This is a genomic window from Flavobacterium fluvii, from assembly GCF_900129545.1.
GTDB lineage: Bacteria > Bacteroidota > Bacteroidia > Flavobacteriales > Flavobacteriaceae > Flavobacterium > Flavobacterium fluvii.
Map to the genome: position 1 here is coordinate 278956 of NZ_FQWB01000002.1, position 23548 is coordinate 302503.

Genomic DNA, 23548 nt, shown 5'->3' on the forward strand with positions numbered 1-23548 from the left:
TTAAATAAATTAATATCTAATCCCTTGATGTAGGTAAAAATGAAATGTCTGGAACTCCAATAAAAGGAAATTTTTCCTCTTATAAAGGAGATATTTAATCTGTTTTCCCAATCATTAATATCAATTTTGATGGTAGTAATTTAGTAGCATATTTTTAGCAATGAAAAAAAATAATATCAATAAGGCTTTGGTTTGTGTGTTTCTTGTAACAATTGGTTTTTCATGCTTTGCGCAACAGGAATCCGCTATTTATAAGGAGTTTAAGAAGGAAAGCAGAAAATCTATTTTGCCTGATTTTTCGTATGCCGGTTACCATTACGGAGAGCAACCCATTCCAGATATTACAAGGAATGTAATTGACGTAACCCAGCATGGCATTAAAGCAAACTCGATGAAAGACCAGACCAAAGAAGTGCAAAAACTTATAGATAAAGTAGGCACCGAGGGAGGAGGCGTTTTGTATTTTCCGAAAGGAGTTTATTATTTTAATATGAACCCGAGGGAAAAGCAATTTTTGCAAATAAACCATAGCAATATAGTGTTGAGAGGAGAGAATAATAGCATAAACGGAACCGTGTTTTTTGACGGTAATCCATTAACACAAGATGATATTAGCCCTTGGTTGTCTCCTGCGTTAATTCAAACGGGGTCTAAATTACAGAATACAGCAAGTTTCTGGGGAATAGATTATCCTAAAAATGCGGTAAACCATTCAGAAGTAATTTCAACCAAGGCAGGTTCAGTAAACGGAGAAATTCAAGAAGCGCAAGTTTTGACCCAATTCACTAAAAATGCCAAAAAAGGGGATAAAACTTTGTGGTTAAAAAGCACGGCACAGTTGGCGGCCAATGATTATATTTTATTGGGCTTATACAACTCTGATGACGCAGGGACACTGATTAAAAGTATTATCAGCCCTGTTGAAGAATTTTATGATTTTGAAGCGTCTGCCAAAAGTGCAGGTCCCAGTAGAGCGCCTTCTTACCAATGGCTAGTGCAAATTGAGAGTGTATCTAAAAACAGCATTACCCTAAAGCAACCTCTGAGAAGAGATTTTGATCTAAAATACCAACCTGTTTTGGCAAAGGCGGAAATGCTTGGCGAAATTGGTGTCGAAAATATTTACATAAAATCGGCTTGGGCAGGCTATTATTGCCACCACGGTTGCGAGGGAAGCGATAAATACCAAGGACAGGAGATGGATTACGGTTGGAATGCCATCATTTTTTGCAGGGTGGCCAATGGTTGGATAAAAAATGTGACTTTGGAAAATTTTACCAGTCCGGTTTATTTGTTGGACAGCAGAAATGTTACTGTTGACGGTGTAGAGTTTTTAGGTTTTGACGGCCACAGCGGGGTTAAAATTTACAGTCATGCCTGCGACAATTTAATTCAAAACCTGAATTTCAAAAACAATTTTACCCACGTATTAAGCGGCGAGGGCAATGCTTATGGTAATGTTTTCAGAAACGTCAATTATAAGGCGGTCAGCGGAAAGCCGGGCTTGTTTGATTTCCATGGCTTTAGTGACAGAAGATTTTCGCCTCCTGCCGAAAATTTATTCGAAAACATTAAAGGTCTGAATAAAATCAGTGGAGGTGGAGCGCCAAACAATTTACCGCACACTGCCAATTTCAATACTTGGTGGAATATTGAACTAGCCGATTTTAACGATAAAGATTCAGAGCTGTTTTATAGTTGGCAGTCTCCTCTAAAAGGTTTGGTCAAAGATAATTTAAGCCATCAAATGTATCCAAAAAGTATTTTGGCAGGTGTTTACCAACCGCAATTCGAGGCAACCCTAAACGGCAATACAGCCGATACCAATGACCAATGGATTTATACCGAAAATTTTAATAAGGGAAAAGTATATCCGTTGTCCTTGTATGATGCCCAATTAAAATTGAGGCTTCATAAAAAGAAGTAAGATAGGCTAATGTTGACTTTTTTATAACAAAGTGTAGATCATTATGAAAAAAATATCATTTCTTTTTTATTCATTTTCCTTGCTTCTCATAGTGTCTTGCACGCCGAAACAGGAGAATGAATCTGCTAAAAAGCCCAATGTAATATTTATTTATGTTGACGATTTGGGTTATGGTGATCTGAGTTGTTATGGAGCAACAGCGGTTCAAACTCCTAATGTTGATGCATTGGCAACCGGAGGAATTCAATTTACGGATGCCCATTGTACTGCTGCAACCTGTACACCATCAAGATATTCTTTGCTTACCGGAAGTTATGCTTTTAGAAACAATGCGGCCATTTTGCCGGGAAATGCTCCATTAATTATCAATCCTGGGCAAGAAACCATTGCCGACATGTTTAAAAAAGGCGGCTATGCTACGGCAGTTGTGGGTAAATGGCATTTGGGGTTAGGAAATGGCAGTCCGGATTGGAACGCAGCCATTAAACCGGGACCATTAGAGATAGGATTTGACTATAGTTACTTAATACCAGCAACAGCAGACAGGGTTCCGACCGTATTTGTTGAAAATCACAACGTGGTCAATCTGGATCCAAATGACCCTATAACAGTGAGCTATGATAAAAGAATTGGGACAGACCCAATTGGTTTAGAAGAAGGAGAGGTTTTAAAAATGACTGCCGATGCCCAACACAGTGGGACAGTAGTGAATGGAATAAGCCGAATAGGATATATGAGTGGGGGACATAAGGCTTATTGGAAAGATGAAGAATTTCCTAATATACTAACTAGCAAAGCAACTGACTTTATTACCAGTCATAAAAACAAGCCTTTTTTCTTGTATTTCGCCTTACCCGATATTCATGTACCCAGGGCGCCCAACGCAAAATTTGCCGGAAAAACAACTATGGGACCCCGAGGCGATGCCATTGTCCAAATGGATTGGGTTACAGGCCAGATTATGAAAAAGCTCAAAGAACTAAACTTGGCAGATAACACCATTATCGTTTTCAGCAGTGACAATGGTCCCGTTTTGGATGATGGTTATGCCGATAAGTCGGTTGTTAACAGTGATAATCACCGTCCGGGAGGGAATTTTAGAGGAGGCAAGTACAGCGCTTATGAAGCAGGTACCCGAGTACCGACAATTGTTTATTGGCCTGCAAAAATTAAACCGGCCAAAAGTCAGGCGCTACTTAGCCAGGTAGATTTCTTTGCTTCGTTTGCAAAATTAATAGGCGTAAAAATAGAAAATGCAGCAACAGCTGTCGATAGTTTTGATATGCTTGACGTATTGATGGGGAAAAATACAAAAGGGCGCACCAATATGCTTGAAGAAGCTTTTACCATGTCAATAAGAGTAGGGAATTGGAAATACATTGCTCCACAAACCAAAGCAACACCTGATTGGTTGGTCAATAAAGATATAAAAACGGGTCTGCAACAAACCCCGCAACTCTACAATTTAAGTAATGACCCTAGAGAAGAGAATAATTTGGCTGAAAAAATGCCTGAAAGAATCAAAGCGATGGCGGCACAATTATCAAAAATAATGAAAGCCCCTACAAAGAATTAGTCCCAAATAAATTATTGAGCCAAATAGTTTATTGAGAACCCCAAAAAAGCTTTAGCATCCGTAGAATAAGGGAAAAAGGAATATTTTACCCTGAAAAAGGAAGATTGTCTCCTTTTAAAATAAAGCTTCGGAGTACATTTGAAATCATCTTTTTAATGAAAACGTTTTCGTAATTCGAATAAATAGAGTAAATTAATAATATGAAAAATGAACATAAATGAATGAACCTAAGACAACTATGTGAAACAAACTAACCCTTAACCAAAAACCGATTTAAAAAAAATTAACTTAAACTAAAATAAATAATTATGAAAAATTTGAATTTGAAATACCAGCCTTTATCCAAGGTTTTCAGACATTTACTTGTCGGTATTTTTATGATAATGGCACCAGGTTTTGTGCAGGCACAGAGCAGAACGATATCTGGCTCTGTACATGATGACAAAAAAGAGCCTCTGCCAGGTGTAACTGTTTCAGTAAAAGGAACAAACGTAGCAGCTTTAACGGATGGTAATGGTCAATTTAACATCAAGGCTGATTCAAAAGACCAATTGGTTTTTACTTATATAAGTTATGAATCAGCTACAGTTACTGTAGGGGACAAAAGTTCGATAAATGTTACCCTGAAATCGGCAACGAGTGCCCTGGATGAGGTCGTTGTAATTGGTTACGGAACAATGAAAAGAAAAGATTTGACTGGTTCTGTCGGCAGTGTATCCATGGCGGATATCAACAAGGCACCTATCCGTTCTTTCGACGATGCTTTGGCTGGTCGTGTGGCTGGGGTGCAGGTAACTTCTTCAGACGGTAGACCGGGATCTGGTGTTGATATCGTAATTCGTGGTAATAACTCGCTTACGCAAGCTAACAGTCCATTGTATGTTATTGATGGTTTCTTGATTGAAGATCCCAACAATAACGTGATCAACCCTGCTGATATCGAATCTATCGATATCTTGAAAGACGCTTCGGCTACGGCTATTTACGGAGCTCGTGGAGCGAATGGGGTTATCGTAATCCAGACTAAAAGAGGTAAACAGGGTAAACCGGTATTTACGTTTAACAGTACGACAGGGGTACAAAGTTCAACATCTAGAATAGAGGTCTTGAGTCCATACGATTATGTGAGCTATCAAATTGAATATGATCCTACACCTGTTGCTCCAGTAAATCAGCCTAAAAGCCCTACAGAGCTTTATCTTACTGGGCCAGGAAGAACATTGGACTATTACAAAACAGTATCTCCAATTGATTGGCAAGACCTGATTACTCGTACGGCTTTGTACAAAAATAATGATTTTGCCGTAAGAGGAGGAACTGAAAAGTTTAAGTATGCAGCTTCTGTTTCTGCTACAGATCAGGATGGTATTGTAGTAAACTCAAATTATAAAAGATACCAAGGGCGTTTAAACCTTGACTATAATATTACCGATAAGTTGAAAGTAGGTATTAATACCAACTATAGTTTCTTAAAACAAACCGGGTTAGATCCAACAAAAGGAGATTTTGCCGGGGCGACTACGTCCAATGTTTTTGCGTCTGTATGGGGATCGCGACCAGTTCCTTCTGATGATGTTGATTTAACAGATGCTTTTTCGGATCCTAGTATAACCAATGCTAGTGATTATAGAATGAATCCAATAATTAATCTTGAAAACACTTACGAAGTAACCGAAACGAAAAATTTTGGATTTAATGGTTATTTGGAGTATTTATTGGCCAAGAATTTAAAATTGAGATCCACTTTTGGAATTAATGAAAATAGATCTGAAAAAGATGCATTCTATAATACCAAAACGTCAAGAGGACGTGTAGGAAGTGTAAACGGAGTTAATGGTTCTATTTCGAATACTAATTACAGCAACTGGTTGAATGAGAATACTATTACCTGGGATAAAACCTATGGCAAATCAAAAATCACTGCTTTGGGGGGATTTACTGCCCAACAAAGAAAAGATTGGTTCAATGGTTATGCCGAGACACAATTGAAAGATGAGAGTTTGATGTTTGACGGTATGGGAGTTGGATTAGGAGTGCCTGCCATAGTGGTTCCTACTAATTCCAAGTGGACAATGGCTTCGTTTTTGGCAAGGGTGAATTACAACTACGGTTCAAAGTACATGATTACGGCTTCGATGAGAGCTGATGGATCTTCTAAATTTCCTTCACAAAATCATTGGGGGTATTTCCCATCGGGAGCTGTTGCATGGAAATTTAAAGAAGAAAATTTCCTGAAAAACAATAAAACATTTTCAGACGGTAAATTGCGTGCCAGTTACGGACAAACCGGTAACAACCGAGTTGGAGCTTATGATTATCTTACTACCTATTTAAACACTATAGGTTCAACATATTCTTTTCAAGATCAATACAATGAAGGGGTTATACCTAACAAACTAGGAAATTCTGATTTGAAATGGGAAACCACGGAACAAATTGATGCCGGTATTGATTTAGGGTTCTTGAACCAAAGGATTACTTTTGCTGCCGATGTGTATAAAAAAACAACTAACGATTTGTTGTTGAGAGCGCAAATTCCAAATTCTTCTGGATTTACTACAGCCTTTAAAAACATTGGTAGTGTAGAAAATAAAGGTTTGGAATTGACATTGAATACCAAAAACATTGTTACCAAAGATTTTACTTGGACTACCAGTGCCAATATTGCGTTCAACAAAAATAAATTGCTAAAATTAAACGAGGGGCAGAATTTTATGGAAAGCCCTGTTACGAGTTATGACGCAAATACAAGTGCTTATATTGCAAAAGTAGGAGAGCCTATTGGGCAAATGTATGGTCTAGAATTTTTGGGGACATACAAAAATGAAGATTTCAATACTTCGGTTAATGGTAGTGGGGCAACTGTTTATACTTTGAAACCGGAGATTGCAGGGAATGGAAATGTAAGAGCAAATATCCGTCCTGGAGATGTTAAATATAAAGATCAAGATGGGAATTTAAATATAGACAAAGCGGACTATACCGTGATTGGAAATGGTGCGCCAAAACATACCGGGGGCTTCAATAATAACTTCACTTACAAAAACTTTGATTTGAACATATTCTTCCAATGGTCCTATGGTAATGACGTTTTGAATGTTAACCGAGCTGCTTTTGATATTGCTGGAGTAGGAGCAGCAAAAAACCTTTTTGAGGCGAATGTTGTGGATCGTTGGACTACGACTAATCCAAATTCTGATATTCCGCGTGTTAGAGGTTTTGTTGGATCTGCAGGAGGATATTCAAGCTACATTGTTGAAGATGGTTCTTATTTAAGATTCAAAACACTTGCTTTAGGTTACAATGTAGATCAAAAATTGGTTACTAAGTGGCACCTTAAATCAATGAGATTTTTCGTGTCAGGACAAAATTTATATACCTGGACAAAATATACCGGCCCGGATCCGGAGGTTAATACCAACAGTACAGCACTGACGCCAGGATTTGATTATTCGCCTTATCCTCGTGCCCGCACTATTGCTTTTGGAACGAATATAACATTTTAATAACCGTAAATTACACTCAAAATGAAAAAGATATATATATTATTGGGCTTGATTACCATGGGGATGAGCTCATGTGAGAGTTTTTTGGATGAACAGCCAATCGATAAAGTGGCAAAAGAACAATTTTATACTGATGAAGCAGGTTTGATGAAAGGTCTAACCGGGGTATATGATATTTTAGGAGCAACAAAAGTATATGGTACGGATTTTCTTGGACAGATAGAAGCATCTTCGGATGAGAGTTATCGTAATCGTTCTGCTGAAACTTCGGGTTTTCCATTAAACCTTTATAATTTTACTGATGGTCAAGTTTCAGCTATGTGGACCCAACTTTATGATGGTGTTCAAAGAGCCAATGCTTTCATTGCAGATGTTAATGTGCCAAAAATGGACGAAACCAAACGCCAACAAATGTTGGGAGAGGCATTGTTTTTAAGAGGTTACTATTATTTTATGTTGGTAAGTAGATGGGGTGATGTGCCTTTGAGGTTGACTCCAACGACAAGTCCTGTAGGAATTGATATGGCCAGAACACCCAAAGCCGAGGTTTACGCCCAAATATTGAAAGACATGAAGGAGGCCGAAACAAAAGTGGCTACTTCAACGTCAATAGGATATTCAAGCCGTGTTTCAAAAACAATAGTTCAAGGGATTCTTGCTAGAGTATGCTTGTATATGGCTGGAAATCCGTTAAATGATACTTCAAAATATGCTGAGGCTTTAGAGTGGACGAAAAAAGTTATAAATTCTGGTGAGCATGGTTTGAATGTAACTTTTGACACAGATCCTAAGTTTAACAGTTTTAATCAAACAATAGCAACTGTTCCTGTAAATTCTAATAACGCATACCGTCAAATATTTATAAATCTGGCACAAAATAAGTATGATTTAAAAGAGAATATGTGGGAAATTGAATTTAAAGGGAACCGTACAGATTCATACAATGAACTTGGAGGCTTAGGAAGCCAGGTAGGATTTCAGTTTCAGCCGGCAGTAGGCTCGCCTTTTAGAAATTCTATTGGATATGGTTATGGTTTCGCAAGAGCAACACATCGATTATTCAATAGTTATGATGCTACCGGAAAAGATTTGCGTCGTGATTGGAATTTGTCTACCTATAATTTTAATGGTACTACAGGTGCAAGACAAGCAATGGTGAAAACTATTGTATATGGGCGTGAAGCTACGAAATGGAAAAGAGAATATGAAATTACCAATCCTAAAGACCAGAATCAAAGCAGTATTAATTTTGCTGCCTTGAGATATGCCGATATTCTTTTGATGTTTGCTGAAGCTGAAAATAAGGTACTACATGGACCAAGTGCAGCTGCTTACGAAGCAGTTAACCAAGTACGTCGCAGAGGGTATGGACTTCCAATAAACACGCCAAGTTTGGTTGCCGACCTACCTGTAGGACTTAACGAAGCGACTTTTCAACAATGGATTGAAGACGAGCGTATGCGTGAATTGTGTTTTGAGGGATTACGCCGTATGGATTTGATCCGTTGGGGAAAATATGTTCAAACGATGAATGCTATAGGTAATGAAATGGCATCTGCACCTACAGTATTTAATGCTTTAACTGGTCCGTTAGCTGCACAAAATGTACAATACGCTAAGATAGCAGGACAAAGTACAGCTCAAAAACACTTATTGTACCCTATTCCTTCTGTAGAAATGTTGTCCAATAAGTTGATAACTCCAGCTGACCAAAACCCAGGTTGGTAAAATCTAGTTTAATAATTAAAAAAGTTGGTAAAATGGTACAAAGTATTTTTACCAACTTTTTTATCACATTTTAATATTCATGAAAACAATTCAGTACTATTTGGTACTATTGTCCTTTTGCGGCTTATCTGTTTCTGCCCAGAAAGACAATAGCAAGGATCATTTTGCCATGCAAAAACTGATCCAAGACAATTTTGTATTTGCCGAAAAGCAGTATCAATATTTAGAAAAGGCAACACCGGCAAATGAAATGCCAAAAACATTTGAGAACAACAAAAATGTTAGTTCTGATGTGTATTGGTGGTGCAGCGGTTTTTATCCCGGGACACTTTTGTATATCTATGAATATACCAAAAAGCCTTTGATTCTCGATGAAGCCAAGAAAAGACTTGCCATATTGGACACCGTAAAATATTATACAAAAAACCATGATTTGGGCTTTATGATGTATTGCAGTTTTGGGAACGCCTATCGATTGACCAAAAACGAGGAATACAAAAAGGTGATTCTTCAATCTTCCAAATCATTGGCAACCCGATACCGCCCCGATGCCAAAGTGATTCAGTCATGGGAAGTTAGCGATGATGGATTGCGAAACGGAAAAGGTTTTGTAGGTCCAGTAATTATTGACAATATGATGAACCTTGAAATGTTGGAATGGGCGAGCCAGAACAGTTCCGACAAAAGTTTTGCCAACATTGCGGAAACTCATGCCAATACGACGATTAAAAATCATTTCAGACCGGATTTCAGCAGTTATCATGTGTTGGATTATAATTTAAAAACAGGAGAAGTTCTTAAAAAAGTTACGGCTCAGGGATATGCTGATTCCAGTGCATGGAGCAGGGGACAAGGATGGGCATTGTATGGTTATACCATGATGTACCGTTTTACCAAAAATCCTGCTTATTTAAAACAAGCACAAGGAATTGCCAAGTTTATACTGAACAATCCTAATTTACCTGCTGACAAGGTTCCATATTGGGATTTTGATGCTCCGAATATTCCTAATGCGTTGCGCGATGTGTCGGCGGCAACCATTTATGCCTCTGCATTTTTGGAATTGGGACAATACACTTCGGGAAAGGAAAAGAAGAATTATGTTGATGTTGCCAAAACTATCTTGAAATCATTATCGACTCCTAAATACAGAGCGCAATTGGGTTCTAATGGAGGGTATCTGTTAATGCACAGTGTAGGTTCAATTCCACATAATGGGGAAATTGATGTTCCGCTTACCTATGCCGATTATTATTTCCTGGAAGCATTATTGAGATATAAAAAATGGTATTTATAACTTGGGAGTAAGTTGTAAATTCAAAAACACATAGAAACATGGTTTATTAGTTTATAAAAAATTATAAATAGATTTAATTTAAAAACAACTTTAAAATCTGTGTTCTATGTGTTTTTGTATTTTTACTACTATTAGGAAACAAGTTATTACTTTAAAAAAATAAAGAGATTCATTAAAAGGGCTAAATATTGATATTATGTTAGAATCGATTAGGATATACAACAACAATATAAGACAGATTCAAAAGGGATTTATTCTTCTTTTGAATCTGTTTGCCATAACAACGGTTTCTGCCCAGCAGGAAGCCAAAATATTCGAAGCGTACAAGAAAGACCGAAGTCTCTTGCCTGATTTCTCTTATGCAGGGTATCATCAGGGGGAAAAGAATATCCCGAATATCACCGATTATAAATATTTTGATGTTACCGATTTTGGTGCCAAGCCCAATGATGGTAAATCAGATAAAATAGCGATACAATTAGCCATTGATGCTGCCAATAAAAACGGTTCCGGAATTGTTTTTTTTCCCAAAGGAAGATTTTTGGTTAATGAAGATGGTGATCTCACAAATTCTATTATTTCAAAAAAGAGTAATATTATTTTCAGGGGAAGTGGTTCCGGTCCGGGAGGAACGGAGTTGTATATGAAAAATAACCTTCCGCCGGCAAATCCGACTCAAATGTGGACCGTTCCACCTTTATTTATTTTTACGAGTTCCGGTTCCGATAAAAAAATAGGGCAGGTTACTGCAGCGGCTTCTGTTGGTGATTTGACTATTCAAGTAAACACAACCGAAGGTTTGGCAGCAGGCGACTGGATTATGCTAAAATTATTAGATAATGATAAAGATTTAATTGCATCCGAATTAAAATACAATAAAGTAGAACCGGAGTGGACCAATCTTGTAGAAAAAGGAATAAGTGTAAAGGTCTTTTATCAGATTAAAAATATAAAGAAGGGGAAGCTAACATTGTATGCCCCCATTTCATATCCAATTGATCCAAAATACAATTGGGAAGTCTATAAATATGCCAACAGTGAAGAGATTGGGATAGAAGATATTGCGTTTGTGGGCAATTGGACCGAAAAATTTGTGCATCACCGTTCCTGGAAAGACGATAGTGGTTATACGATACTGAATATTAGGAAAACCACTAATTCATGGATGAAAAATTGCCGTTTTACCAATTGTAGTGTTGCAGCCACAATTGGCCAAAGTGCCAATATCACGGTCGTAAACTGTAAAATTGACGGTAATGCAGGTCATCAGGCCATAAATTCTAACGGTTCTACCAATGTGCTGATTGCCAATTGTGTTGACGAGGCTTCGCAATGGCATTCTTTTGGTTCTTCCAATGGATCAATGAATACCGTAATTTGGAAATGTACTTATCCCGCCACTACTTGTTTTGAGTCACACTCGAGCCAACCCAGAAATACATTGCTTGATGATGTCGAAGGTGGTTTGCTAAATGGCCGTGCCGGCGGTGCGATGGAAAATATGCCCAATCACATGCAGGGTTTGGTTTTATGGAATTATAAGCAAACTAATGAGCCAGTAAAAGATTTTGAATTTTGGCCCCCTTCAGCGGTGTTTGAATGGTGGAAAATTCCTAATCCCATAATTGTAGGTTTTACAAGTAAGGGAACCACTTTTAAAATGGAACAATTGGGACAGTCCGAATCCATTGGTACAGCTGTTGAACCCGCTTCTTTGTATTTGGCTCAATTGAAATTAAGATTGGGTAAATTACCCAAATGGATTAAAGAAAAGAATTAATCCAAGACTTTTCAACGAGTTCAGAATAGCTTTTTAAACTACATTTTAAATGATTAAATTAATTAACTAACTCCAAAAATAACCAAATATGAAAATACATAAACAAGTAATTATTTATCTAATTTGCTTTACTTTCTTTGGAAGTACAGCTTTTAGTGCCATCAAACTTCCCTATTTATTTTCGGATAATATGGTATTGCAACAACAATCGCATCCCTTGATTTGGGGTTGGAGTACGGCAGGTGCTAAAGTAAGTCTTGTCACATCTTGGAATAAAAAGAAGATTACGATCACTGCCGATTCAAAAGGTAAATGGAAGGCAAACGTTGCGACTCCTGCAGCGGGAGGCCCTTTTGAAATAAAAATAAGTGAAGCCAACAACAGCATCACTATTAAAAATGTTTTGATAGGTGAAGTATGGCTTTGCAGCGGGCAAAGTAATATGGAGATGCCAATGAAGGGCTTCATGGGGCAGCCTATTCTTGGTGCAAGCGAAGCCATTTTTGATTCAGCCAATGACAAAATCAGGGTGTACACCGTACCAAAAGCAGTTCAGAGAGAGGCTCAGGATGATTCCAATAAAGCCACTTGGAACGAAGCTGAACCCGAATCGGTTGCTAATTTTAGCGCCACTGCCTATTACTTCGGTAGATTATTGTATGCCAAGTTAAAAGTGCCAATTGGTCTAGTGTGCAGCAGCTATGGTGGTACGCCCATAGAAGGATTTATGGATGAAGAAGCATTGAAACCATTTCCAGATGTTACCTCTTTTCCATCAAAAACGGATACTTCACAAAAAATCGATAATAAAAATGCCACTGCAGTTTATAATGCTATGTTGTATCCTTTGTTGGGTTATACCTTTAAAGGCTGTATCTGGTATCAGGGAGAAAGCAATTACAACAAGCCGAAGCAATACGAAACCTTGTTTCCTGCTTTTGTGAAAATGTTGAGAACAAAATCAAACGACGAAAATCTTCCGTTTTACTATGTGCAAATTGCACCGTACAAAAATAAAATAATTGAATCCGACCCAAAGTTGCATTCGGCTTATTTGCGAGATGCCCAAAGAAAAGCATTGGCGGTAATTCCAAACAGCGGTATGGCTGTGACATTGGATATTGGTAATGAAGTTTTCATTCATCCCTGGGATAAGGAAACTGTGGGCAAACGTTTGGCATATATGGCATTGGCCAAAACTTATGGTTTAAAAGGATTTCCGTATGCCTCTCCAATGTATGAATCGGTAAGTTTTGCCGGTAATGTGGCAACTGTCCAATTCAGCAATACGGCAAACGGTTTCACTTCTTACGGAAAGCCGTTGAGCAATTTTGAAATTGCCGGAGCCGATAAGGTTTTTCATCCGGCAAAAGCGGTAATCACAAAAGGGGTATTAACTGTATCATCGGAAGAGGTTCCTAATCCTGTAGCTGTTCGATATGCGTTTAAAGATTTTGTGGTGGGCGACTTGTTTAACACCGAAGGATTTCCTGCTAGCAGTTTCAGAACCGATGATTGGTAGTGATTGTCTAATTGAAAAAATACATTTTCAAAACCAAATTTTATGAACGAATCAATTAATTTATATCAAAAAGCATCCTCATTAATTTTATTCTTTGGAATGAGTGTTTCTTCTTTTTCGCAAAGCAATGAAATAAAATTATGGGACAAAATCCCCAATTCTATAGAAGCTGAAGGATATCTAGAAGAAACAAGAATTGACAAGGATTACAATGTCTCAATAATTCAAAAAGTGACGGAGCCAACCTTAAAATGTTTTTTGGCAAACAACAAGGGAGGTAAAAATACAGCAGTAATTATTTGCCCAGGTGGAGCTTATTCTCATTTGTCTCATGAAGATGAGGGTGATAAAGTAGCCAAATGGCTTCAGTCTATTGGAATTTCGGCTTTTGTTTTGAAGTACAGGCTTCCAAGCGATGTCATTATGGAAAACAAAACTATCGGTCCGTTGCAGGATGCTCAGGAAGCGATACGAACTTTACGCCGAAATGCTGACAAATGGAATCTTGATACCTCAAAAATTGGTATCATGGGCTTTTCGGCAGGAGGACATTTGGCGGCTACTTTGTCCACACATTACAATGACAAAGTGTATGAATCCAAAGACAATACCAGCGCACGTCCCGATTTCTCTATTTTGATTTATCCGGTAATTTCTATGGAAGACGGAATTACGCACGGTGGGTCAAAAGAAAATCTTTTAGGAAAAATCGCCAGCAGTGAAATGATTGCCAAATATTCGAATGAAAAACAGGTTACCCAAACCACGCCAAAAACATTTTTAATGCATGCTACCGACGACAAATCGGTGCCGGTTGAAAACAGCATCAATTATTATTTGGCATTAAAGCAAAATAAAGTTCCGGTCGAAATGCATTTGTATGAAAATGGCGGACATGGTTTTGGTTTGGGAACTGTAGGAACCAATAAATATTGGCCAAGTGCCTGCGAAAAATGGTTAGCTGAAAATGATTTGATTAAAATCCCATAAGAAGTCACAGTCAATTTGAAATCCGATAGATTTTAAAACGAGTACTAAAAATCGTTTCAGAACAATTTGAAATGTTAATAGGATATAATATTGATATTGATTAAAAAGATAAAAATGAAAAAATATTTTACAATTACTTTGACTTTGCTGCTACAGTTGATAAGCGTTCAATTGAGTTGGGGGCAAAAAACAGATTCACTGAACCCGATTTATTCACAGTTGGGAGAAGCATACAGAACACCCGCCTTTTCCATGAAAGGGTATTGGGTATGGTGTAGCAGTATTGTAAAAGGGGATGACAAGAAATATCATATGTACGCCTCCCGTTGGCCTGATAGCATAGTGTTTCATCCGGGCTGGATGGTTGCTTCAGAAGTGGTGCATGCGATATCTGATAAACCCGAAGGACCTTACACATTTTCTGATGTGGCTTTGCCTGCTCGTGGTGCGCAATACTGGGATGGGCGCTCTACACACAACCCCCGTATATTCAGATACAAAAACAAGTATGTGATGTACTATATGGGCTCTACGCATCCGTTTGAAGAACCTAATAAAATAGATTTTACGCTGAGCAGTAAATGGTGTATTGTTGGCCGAAGCAACAAACGGGTAGGAGTAGCTATTGCTGATTCGCCTTATGGTCCTTGGAAACGTTTTGATGAGCCGGTATTGGATACAAAGCCGGATACTTTTTACAGTTTTCTTACTTCCAATCCGAGTCCGATTATTGAAGAAGACGGTTCGGTATTAATGATGTTTAAAGCACGAAGTTATGTGGGTAACGACAAGTATTCGGGCATGTGTTTTGGATTGGCCCGTGCCAAAAGTATTTATGACAAGTTTGAAGTATTAAACAACAAACAACCAGTATTGGGCGGCCTTGATCAGCCAGAAATAGAAGACCCCTTCTTTTGGAAGGATAAGAAAGGCTATCATGTAATTTTCAAAGACCATGTAGGCAAATATACAGATGAGAAACACTCAGGTGTGTTGGCTGACTCCAAAGATGCTATTCATTGGACAGTTGCAGCTTCGCCTAAAGCTTATTCGAGAACGCTTCATTACAATGATGGCAAGACCGAAACGATGGGACAACTGGAAAGACCTTTTATCTATTTTGAAAATGGAAAACCTGCTTATTTCTTTTTTGCCACGATGGATGGTCCGGGTGGTTTTGAATACGGTACACACTCCTGGAATGTTGTCGTGCCTTTCAAGAAGTAGAATAGAAAATGTTATAAATAACAAGTAAACGCAATATGAAAAAACTGTTTTTTGTTTTATGTGCAATGAATGCTGTCCTTTGTGGTCAGGCACAGGAAGCCGAGAGAAAGTTCGCGCACGACAATTATGTGAAATACTCTACGCTAGCCACGACGGTAAAAGATGCTGAAAAAGAAGCCTCCATCAAAAAGTACCGTGAAGGTTTCAATAAAAAGCCTTATCGTTATGAGCAACTGGCGAAGGAGATGAAGAAGACCAGCGAGGAATGTTTAGCCTTGCTTGGAGCCGATGGCCAATTTACCGATCTGGCATCGCAGGAAAAGAGGATTGTGGATGAAAAAATATTGCTTGACAAAGGTGAATTACAAAGGGAAGTGGTTGCGCCTGTGGTATCAGAAGCAATTAACCGCCTTTGGAAAATAGCGGATGGGTATCGGCTTGGTAAAATGAAAGAGAAAGAGGCATTGGTTGATAAATTTTATAAAGCCATTATTCGCTATGGCAATCTGGAAAAAGGTCGTAACAATGCAGCCCCGAGGTTTCACGACTCTTGTTTTCTTATTCCTACTGCGGCAGTGAATATTTATTTTTCGTTGCTGAAACAAATGGATGAAGTGGAAGCCGCTAAAAGCAAGAATTCATTACAGAATGATGCCTGTGTAATGTTGAAAGAATTGGCCTTGCAGTGCTGGACACAACCGCTGCGCAACGATGCGACTGATAACAACGTAGTCCAAATAGAACGCTTCCGAAACCATGTTTGGTGGGTGGGAGGTAATGCTTTGGCGTATCGTTCGCTATTGCCTACCGCATTTATGTACAAGTCCATTCCGATGATTGATTTACTGTCCGAAGTATGTCAGCGCGGCATTAGTCAGGCTTCTCAAGCAACTTATAATGAATCGTTCTGGATAGAGGGATTTACGGCCGATGGAGCTGGATGGGGACATGGCAAACAGAGTCTGATCTGGGGTTATCCTATCGATGGGGGAAACAATGCTTTAAACATGTTGGTGATATTGAAAGGTTCACCCTGGGAAAAGAAATTAACGCAGGAAAATAAAGAAACTTTAATCAATTTTTTCAGGGGAGGTAGCTGGTATCATTATAAAGGCAACGAACTCCCATGCTTGGACCGTTATTCGTCTGTTTATGGAAGAGGCAGTGGTACTATTCCATCCTTGGGACTTGCCAATAGCGTGATGAAAGACTGGAAAACTTCCTTTACAGCTTCAGAACAAAAAGAAATAGAGCAGTTCATGCAGGAAGCCAATGCGAAAGCTATTAATATGTCACAGTTTGACGCTGGTATTTACAGCGGTACCCGATGGTTTTTTAATAACGACGACCTGATGAAGAAGAATCAGGATTATCACATCATGGTGAATATGGCATCTTCCCGATGTGACGGAGTGGAAAGTGCTCCTTCTTTTGCCGATTGCTATAATTTTTTTAATAATGATGGCATGACATTTTTCCAGCGTAACGGAACCGAATACAGAAAAATTTATGGTGGTTGGGATGTTACCGCTTCCCCCGGCGTAACAGCCCGAGAAGGCATGGAAAAAATCAAACCGGTTACCAACTGGAGAGGGTATAACAGCAAATACAATTTTGCCGGCGCAGCTACTTCGGGTACAGCCAATGCAGTAGCCGGTTTTATTTTTGAAAAGGTGAATGGTTCCGAAAGGGATGATGTGAATGATAAAGGAACTAATAAGGGTGAAAACGAGAGTATTTACGGGGTTCAGGCGCATAAAGCCTATTTTATGCAGGGGGATTATCTGATTGCTTTGGGCGCAGGAGTCAACAATCTTCGTCCTGAATTGGAAGGCACTATTCGTACCACCATTGACCAAACGGCAAAAGAGAATGAGGTAGTGGTACTCGAAAATGGCTCCTGGCAAAAAGTGAAACCGGGTGTCCAGTCGTTTTTTGATAACGGCCAGCCTGTTTGGGTAAAACAGCAGGATAAATTTGCTTATACCGTTTTACCACAGTACAGCAGAACAGCCTATTATACCTGCGAAACCAAAGCCACCGATTGGATAAAAATGAATAATCAGAACAAAACGGTGAAAGATTTACCTGCCAGTGTTGATATTCTGAGACTTTGGATCGATCATGGCCAACAGGTGAAGAATGATACTTATGGCTATGTGGTGTACTGTGGAAAGGATAACCCCGCTACCGAATTACCTTTTGTTGTATTGCAAAATGATACTCAGGTACAGGCGGTTAAATCTTTGGATGGTAATGTTTGTCAGGCGGTTTTTTATAATGGAAACACTGCGCTTAATCAGCAAGGGGTTAGTATTTCGGTATCCGATCCCTGTATTGTGCAAATAGAATTGAAGAACAATGAATATGTGGCTTCGGTGCAGGATCCGCAAATGAATGCAGCCCTGAAACGAATTACGGTTTCCTTTAACAATAAATCATTTGTATTCGAAATGCCGCAGGGAAAATTGGTGGGAAAACCAGTGGTACAAAAACTAAATTTCTAATAGCATGAAACGTTTCCTTTTACTATTAATTATTTGTCTGGGAAGCCAAAATCAATGTTTGGCACAGCCTTATGCTATTCCAACTAACGTGAAGAAAATCGTTTTTATAGGCAATAGTATAACTTATGCGGGTTATTATGTGTCCTGCATAGATGCTTACCTTCGTCTTCAATATCCTGAAAGACATTTTGAAATAATTAATGTGGGCTTGCCCAGTGAAACGGTTTCTGGCTTGTCGGAGCCTGATCATGCAAGGGGTAAATTTCCCCGGCCCGATTTACACGAACGATTGGCACGCATTTTAAGTAAATTAAAACCAGACCTTGTATTTGCCTGTTATGGTATGAATGATGGTATTTATCTGCCTTTTGATAATGAGCGTTTTCAGAAATTTCAGGAGGGGATGCAATGGATGCATGAACAGGTAACAAAATCCGGTGCTCCTATAATTCACATTACCACTCCCATTTATGATGAGCGAAAAGGGAATGCCTATGCCAATGTGTTGGATATTTATACCGATTGGTTAATCAGCCAGCGCTATACCAATAATTGGAACGTAATCGATGTCCATTGGCCAATGAAAAAATATTTGGAAGACCAACGTCTTAAAGATGCAACATTTCAGTTTGCGGCAGATGGCATACACCCAGATAATGTTGGACATTTTATTATAGTAAAACAGATTCTTTTGAATTTGGGTGAAACAAAGGCTTCGACTGCTACAAATATGCAGGATCTTTTATTAGGGTATAAAAACGGCGATTCCATTTTTCATTTAATAGAGAAAGAACAGGCCATCAAAAAAGATGCTTATTTGACTTTTACCGGACATAAAAGGCCCGGGATGAATGCCGGCTTGCCTTTACCTGAAGCTGAAAGTCAATGTGCAGATATCGAAAAGCAAATTCAAATGCTTGCCAAACCCTAAACAGTTGTTAATCTCTAATGGTTATGGGACTACAGTGGGTTTGGGACTAAATTAAGCCCTATTCTCGGATTTGCCAAATCATCCCAAATACAAAACCATTTTTCCATTAGGCTTATTGCCCAAATCCGTTATGGCATCTATGTTAGCGGCAGTTGTTTTTCGCTTAATGTAAAAAGGTATCAGAAAAACAAAAAGCCAGTAAATCATAAGATTTACTGGCTTTTGAGAATTCTTGTTTTTTTAATCGTGGGGAGAGCAGGATTCGAACCTGCGAAGTTCACACAGCAGATTTACAGTCTGCCCTCGTTGGCCGCTTGAGTATCTCCCCGACACCCTGCATTGTCATTATTTATTCGAATGCGGTTGCAAATATAGCAACTGTTTTCATGTTTCCAAATTAAAAAGGAGCTTAATTTTTAGATTATTTGCAATGTGTTGGTATTGAATAAAATAAAAAAATCTCCACGAGGGAGATTTTTTATGAGTTGTATGTTTTTGACTTATTTTGCCAAAAGTTCCTTGATTTTAGCTCTTAGTTCCTCTCCTCTTAAATCTTTTGCAACTACTTTACCAGAAGCGTCAAGAATGAAAGTGGCTGGAATGGATTGCACTTTATATTGAGCGGCAATTGGTTCATCCCAGAATTTTAAATTTGAAACATGAGTCCAAGTCAAACGATCTTTGGCTATGGCTTCTTTCCATTTTGCAGCGTCTTTATCTAAAGAAACGCCCACGATGTTTAATCCTTTATCGTGAAACTCTTTATAGATAGCCACCACATTTGGATTTTCAGCTCTACAAGGGCCACACCATGAAGCCCAAAAGTCAACAATTGTTACTTTTCCTAAACTTTCCTTTAGGGAAATTACTTTTCCTTCAGGATTTGGAGCAGAAAAATCTGATCTTCAGTTAGCGCTACCAGGAGCAGCAGGAGCTGGACTTGGACCAACAGCTGGACCTGATTTTATTTGTTTGATTTTTGTGTCGATTGATTTTCCTGGTTTTGTCGTTTTTAACGACTCGTCAAGACTGGCATACAATTTTTCTACTTTTTTGATGTCAACAGAAGGGTCATTTGACATTCCTTCTATAATCAAGGCAGATATAAATGATTTTGGATGTGTTTCTGCGTAAGTTGTATATTTCTTTTTAGAAGCTTCTCCAACATTTTTTTGAATTTCACCAAATTCTTTCATTAATTTATTGATAACTGCAGTGTCTTTAGTTTGTTGTGCAGTATTCATTAATGGAGTGTTTTTAGTTTGAAAATCAACCAAACTCTTTTGAATTTCCATTAGTTCTTTGTTGAAAGAAGAAAATTCGTCATTATTGTATGTTCCAGAAATTTTCGATTTATTCAAGCTGTCTTTGTTTATTTCTATGGTGATGTCTCCATTTTCCAAGATAAATGGCACTTTTCCATTTACTCCTTCAACTTGCAACAAGTGGAAAGCTGGTTCTAAAGCTTTTCCTGTAATTTCAAATTTACCGTTCTCAATTTTTACGGTATCTACGGCAAGCAATCCTTGAGTAACAGGATCTGTAGTTTCCATAATTACGGTTTTTCCATTTTCAACACCTTTCACGGTACCTGAAATTACATACTTGTTTTTGCTACAAGAAATTAAGAATACAGTAGCCGAAAGCAATAAAATTATTTTTTTCATTATAAGTTAGTTAAATGTTTTAAGTCTGCAAAAGTATCCAAATTTATAAAATATCAATAATTTTATGACTTAAATTTTTGTTATAGTTTATGTATTTTGGTAATGAGGGATTAGACAAATGAAATTATGCAATTTTTAGCTGTTTTGCCATAGCATTTTGGAGAATAAAGCCGCCGATAAGATAAAGGAAGATTGTTTTGAGTTCCTAACTTTTCTAGATTAGGGTCTTGTTTTTTATTTCACATTCTTGAATGCGATATTCGGCATGTTCCATTTCGTTTTCCGTAATTCGGATATCCATATTTACTGTTCTTAGTTCTTTTTGCAAATGTGGATTTGAATAATCGGATTTTAGTTTAAGATTTATTTCAGCCTTTTGAATTAATAGAACATCAAGGGTTTCTTTTGCTTTTTTATATTGCGATTTGAATTGTTCACAAGGATCACTCATATTATTTGTTTTATATTCTGCATTGCTAACTTACTTAATATAAATAATCTGTCCAATTCTTGTTTTGTTTTTTCGACAGGAAACAAAAAAACACCCCTGAAAGGAGTGTTTTTTAAATATATGAGTCGATTAAATCTAGTCTTGGTTGATTGTTTTTCTCCAAGTAAAAGCATTCAATATATGTCTTTTTGCAAATCTTCCTGGAGAATCAGCATTTACCATTTTCACGTAAGTTGCTTTAGGAACACTAATGTATTCGTAAACACTTCCGTTAGAGAAATTGATGATTAATCTTCCTTCAACAAATTTGTAATCCGTGATTGTTGATGTAGAGATTGTTTCGGTATATTCCGGCAAGTTGGCTTTAATGGTTTCAGGATTGATACTTACCAAAAAGTGGTAAGCTTCAATAATTTTTGTACTGTTTTCTTCAGCAACTTTCAAACCAGCTTCGTCTCCTTGAAATTTATCAGGATGCGATTCTTTCATCGCATTACGATAGATGGTTTTTAATTCTTTTAATTCTACAGTTTTGTCTACATTAAGCAGCTTGCGGTATTCAACTATTTTTTTCATAAATCTATAGGGTAACTATTTGTCTTTTAGTGTGAAATCAATGTAATTTGGTTTCAAAATCGACAATTTTTTGCAAAGGTACACTTTTTTTTAAGTTTTCAATTTCCGACTTAAAAAAAATCAATAAAAAGTCCTATTGTTGTGGCTTGTTATTGGCTTTGTCAAAGTTTTTAGACTTTTTTGGATACTTGTTGTAGTTGATGTCGCTTGGGTTTTCAATGATGGACTTTATGGTTACCAAATCGCCTAAAGCAAATTTTTGAGCCATTTTATAATCCAATAGATATTCGCCACAAAAAAAGTTGTTGTTTTCGTCTTGCTCTATTATTCCAGTATAAATTCCTTTTTGCAGCATTTTTTCTTCTGAAGGCTTGGTCATAATCAATTTGTTTTAATGTAATTCTAAGCTGCAAAGTTAATCAATTATTGTTTGTATTGGGTTGTTATTGCCTTTCTGATTATCTTTGTGCTATGAATAAAGTATTTCGTCCTAGTCCCAATTCTTTCAAAAATACGTTTTGTGTTTTTCAGGAAGTGTTTCCTGAGGAAATTGAAGGAATACCAGTGCAATACGACAGCAAGTCGGGGAGTAAATATTTTTATACCGAGGAAGGAATGTATAGACTGTCCAATCATTGGGGGAGATTGGCCAATAGTAAATGGCGATTGGAACCCATGGAACCGGAAACAGCTTCTAAAACCAAATTGGGTTTTGCTGCCTGGAACGAATTTTATCCTGACAATTCCGAAGAAGAATTATATTATTTGGAAGCAAATTTCATTAAAAACACAGTCAACTACCAACACAAAAACAATCCGAATTACGATAATAAAGCCATACTGCGAACGAGTTTTGAGACCACAAAAAAGATTAAACAAATCAGAAATTTATTTGTTTTAACTTCGTGGTCAAAGTATTTTGAATACGATGATTTAGATGAGTTGCGACAAGAAATAATCAATCAATTAATTTTCACCAATAAAACATTGGATGAAATAAAAAGAGAACTATAATGGGAAGAAATAACGAAAGAAATATCAAGATTCACAACGATAAGTTGCACAAAGAGCAGGATAAAGTGAAAGCTGCTAAAGCCTTGCGTAAAGAGAAATTGAAACAAATTGTGAAAAAGTTCAACGAAAATAAAGCTGACGAAAACAACTAATTATGGGAAAGAGTCAATTTGAGGAATTAAAAAACGGAGTTCAGGAAATTATAGATTTAATTGCAGCCAAAGACAATAGATCGGCAAATAATAAACTATTGGAAGTGAGTGAAAAACTAGATGATTTTTTAGATCACACCGATGAAGATGAAGATTTGATCGAAATCAGTAGATATCAGATATTGATTAATCAATTGTTTCAAAAAATTAATCCGGAAGAAGAAGGTGAGTAATTTGGGTCTCTGTTTTTGTGGTTCAGCAATTCCTTTTCAAGACTGCTGCCAAAAATATATTGATGGAATTGAAAAAGCTCCAACTGCTTTGGCATTGATGAAATCAAGATATTCCGCTTATGTGACTCATCAAGCGGATTATTTGTTGAATACTACACATAGTTCTCAAAGAAAATACTATTCTAAGTCCGAAATCCTGAATTGGGCTACAGCCAATGAGTGGCAAAAACTGGAAATCATTTCTTCTACAGAAAATACGGTTGAGTTTAAAGCTTATTTTTTGGATAAAAAAAAAGTAAACCAAGTGCATTATGAGTTTTCAACTTTTAAACAGGAAAACGGCAGTTGGTTTTATCTAGACGGAAAGTTTGAATAAAAGATTTTCGAATGATGATTAACGATTTCAGATTTTGTGTTGATAAATATTTAGTTATGGATTTGTGAAGTTCTATACTTCTGAAATC

Annotated in this window: 19 protein-coding genes, 1 tRNA gene and 1 pseudogene; 15 read left to right on the forward strand and 6 right to left on the reverse strand. The window is 37.5% G+C overall.

Features of this window, described 5'->3' with window-relative positions; genetic code table 11:
• Window positions 1-160: 160 nt before the first annotated feature.
• The 11 genes from BUC16_RS06710 (at window position 161) to BUC16_RS06760 (ending at window position 18991) form a co-directional block, all read left to right on the forward strand.
• Complete coding sequence (locus BUC16_RS06710) at window positions 161-1927, forward strand: DUF4955 domain-containing protein (RefSeq protein WP_073369150.1); 1767 nt, start codon at window positions 161-163, stop codon at window positions 1925-1927.
• 43 nt (window positions 1928-1970) lie between these two features.
• Complete coding sequence (locus BUC16_RS06715) at window positions 1971-3503, forward strand: sulfatase family protein (RefSeq protein ID WP_073369152.1); 1533 nt, start codon at window positions 1971-1973, stop codon at window positions 3501-3503.
• Between the two features lie 308 nt (window positions 3504-3811).
• Window positions 3812-7009: a SusC/RagA family TonB-linked outer membrane protein gene (locus BUC16_RS06720; protein WP_211517977.1), complete on the forward strand. Its 3198-nt coding sequence runs from the start codon at window positions 3812-3814 to the stop codon at window positions 7007-7009.
• Window positions 7010-7030: 21 nt separating this feature from the next.
• Window positions 7031-8737 (forward strand): RagB/SusD family nutrient uptake outer membrane protein, encoded by a 1707-nt coding sequence (locus BUC16_RS06725; RefSeq protein ID WP_073369154.1) that lies wholly within the window; start codon window positions 7031-7033, stop codon window positions 8735-8737.
• A gap of 79 nt (window positions 8738-8816) precedes the next feature.
• Complete coding sequence (locus BUC16_RS06730) at window positions 8817-10034, forward strand: glycoside hydrolase family 88 protein (protein WP_073369156.1); 1218 nt, start codon at window positions 8817-8819, stop codon at window positions 10032-10034.
• 196 nt (window positions 10035-10230) lie between these two features.
• Window positions 10231-11814, forward strand: a complete 1584-nt coding sequence (locus tag BUC16_RS06735; protein ID WP_073369158.1) for a DUF4955 domain-containing protein — start codon at window positions 10231-10233, stop codon at window positions 11812-11814.
• Window positions 11815-11902: 88 nt separating this feature from the next.
• Window positions 11903-13336, forward strand: coding sequence for a sialate O-acetylesterase (locus tag BUC16_RS06740; protein WP_073369160.1), 1434 nt, complete (start codon window positions 11903-11905; stop codon window positions 13334-13336).
• A gap of 42 nt (window positions 13337-13378) precedes the next feature.
• Window positions 13379-14326 carry an alpha/beta hydrolase gene (locus BUC16_RS06745; protein WP_073369162.1) on the forward strand — a complete coding sequence of 316 codons (948 nt, stop codon included), beginning with the start codon at window positions 13379-13381 and terminating at the stop codon, window positions 14324-14326.
• A 378-nt stretch (window positions 14327-14704) separates the two neighbouring features.
• Window positions 14705-15553 carry a glycoside hydrolase family protein gene (locus tag BUC16_RS06750; RefSeq protein ID WP_211517978.1) on the forward strand — a complete coding sequence of 283 codons (849 nt, stop codon included), beginning with the start codon at window positions 14705-14707 and terminating at the stop codon, window positions 15551-15553.
• Between the two features lie 35 nt (window positions 15554-15588).
• Window positions 15589-18060 carry a polysaccharide lyase family 8 super-sandwich domain-containing protein gene (locus BUC16_RS06755; protein WP_073369164.1) on the forward strand — a complete coding sequence of 824 codons (2472 nt, stop codon included), beginning with the start codon at window positions 15589-15591 and terminating at the stop codon, window positions 18058-18060.
• Window positions 18061-18064: 4 nt separating this feature from the next.
• The gene (locus tag BUC16_RS06760; RefSeq protein WP_073369166.1) at window positions 18065-18991 is read left to right on the forward strand and encodes an SGNH/GDSL hydrolase family protein; all 927 of its coding nucleotides are present in this window, start codon (window positions 18065-18067) and stop codon (window positions 18989-18991) included.
• Between the two features lie 247 nt (window positions 18992-19238).
• Here the strand turns inward: BUC16_RS06760 and BUC16_RS06765 are convergent.
• From BUC16_RS06765 to BUC16_RS06785, 6 genes and pseudogenes are all read right to left on the reverse strand, one after another.
• Window positions 19239-19319, reverse strand: a tRNA-Tyr gene (locus BUC16_RS06765).
• Window positions 19320-19491: 172 nt separating this feature from the next.
• A pseudogene (locus BUC16_RS17470) lies at window positions 19492-19878 on the reverse strand (TlpA family protein disulfide reductase); the annotation flags it as partial.
• An 18-nt stretch (window positions 19879-19896) separates the two neighbouring features.
• Window positions 19897-20658 carry a DUF4369 domain-containing protein gene (locus BUC16_RS06770; RefSeq protein ID WP_084546116.1) on the reverse strand — a complete coding sequence of 254 codons (762 nt, stop codon included), beginning with the start codon at window positions 20656-20658 and terminating at the stop codon, window positions 19897-19899.
• 214 nt (window positions 20659-20872) lie between these two features.
• Window positions 20873-21109 (reverse strand): hypothetical protein, encoded by a 237-nt coding sequence (locus BUC16_RS06775; RefSeq protein ID WP_073369168.1) that lies wholly within the window; start codon window positions 21107-21109, stop codon window positions 20873-20875.
• A 135-nt stretch (window positions 21110-21244) separates the two neighbouring features.
• Window positions 21245-21685, reverse strand: a complete 441-nt coding sequence (locus BUC16_RS06780; protein ID WP_073369170.1) for a KTSC domain-containing protein — start codon at window positions 21683-21685, stop codon at window positions 21245-21247.
• A 133-nt stretch (window positions 21686-21818) separates the two neighbouring features.
• A complete protein-coding gene (locus tag BUC16_RS06785; protein ID WP_073369172.1) occupies window positions 21819-22064 on the reverse strand; it encodes a hypothetical protein in 246 nt (81 codons plus the stop codon).
• A 92-nt stretch (window positions 22065-22156) separates the two neighbouring features.
• Here BUC16_RS06785 and BUC16_RS06790 point away from each other — a divergent pair, with 92 nt between their 5' ends.
• The 4 genes from BUC16_RS06790 to BUC16_RS06800 are packed head-to-tail and all read left to right on the forward strand — an operon-like array spanning window position 22157 to window position 23460.
• Window positions 22157-22699: a hypothetical protein gene (locus BUC16_RS06790; RefSeq protein WP_073369173.1), complete on the forward strand. Its 543-nt coding sequence runs from the start codon at window positions 22157-22159 to the stop codon at window positions 22697-22699.
• A complete protein-coding gene (locus tag BUC16_RS17725; protein WP_170860856.1) occupies window positions 22699-22851 on the forward strand; it encodes a hypothetical protein in 153 nt (50 codons plus the stop codon). The genes BUC16_RS06790 and BUC16_RS17725 overlap by 1 nt, the downstream gene beginning before the upstream one ends.
• Before the next feature lie 2 nt (window positions 22852-22853).
• On the forward strand, window positions 22854-23084 hold the full coding sequence (locus BUC16_RS06795) for a hypothetical protein (protein WP_073369175.1): 231 nt from the start codon (window positions 22854-22856) through the stop codon (window positions 23082-23084).
• Entirely contained in the window at window positions 23077-23460 is a 384-nt protein-coding gene (locus tag BUC16_RS06800; protein ID WP_396180645.1) for a YchJ family protein, read from the forward strand. The genes BUC16_RS06795 and BUC16_RS06800 overlap by 8 nt, the downstream gene beginning before the upstream one ends.
• Window positions 23461-23548 lie beyond the last annotated feature (88 nt).